We start from the raw sequence: 416 nt of genomic DNA, 5'->3' as shown, positions 1-416 counted from the left end.
CACGCTTGAGCCACAGTGCGCCGACGTCGCCGCCCTGCCCGCTCAGCCACGCCTGCATGCGCGGCAGGGCGAGAATGTCCGACTCAATGATGCCGCCACTGCCTGCCGTCTGCGGAAACACCCGCGCCAGATAAGGGGCGAAGCGCTGCAGCCGTGCGCTGGCGTCGGCCACATCGGCGGCGCTCAGGCCGACGTCGGCCAGTGCCTGCGCGACAGGCGCCACGCCCGGATTGAACCAGCTGGTTTCGTGCAGCGCGATCAACTCGTCGAGCAGCGGGTATTCCGCGCACCATTGGGCGAGCGACTTGCCAAGGATCATCGGGCACTCCTCATCGAGGGCAGAGAACAGCCGGCATTAGACGACGGCCGAACCGATCTGGCAAAGGCCGCTGAACGACCGGCGGAACGGCTGCGCC

General features: G+C 68.0%; 1 pseudogene. It reads right to left on the bottom strand.

Annotated elements, in window-relative coordinates:
• Positions 1–319: pseudogene (locus J0A65_RS26020) on the bottom strand (D-serine ammonia-lyase); the annotation flags it as partial.
• Positions 320–416 lie beyond the last annotated feature (97 nt).

Origin of the sequence: Bowmanella yangjiangensis (assembly GCF_017255015.1) — a bacterium.
GTDB lineage: Bacteria > Pseudomonadota > Gammaproteobacteria > Enterobacterales > Alteromonadaceae > Bowmanella > Bowmanella yangjiangensis.
The sequence above is the reverse complement of the archived record's forward strand: the minus strand, read 5'-3'. Positions and strand labels throughout refer to the sequence as shown.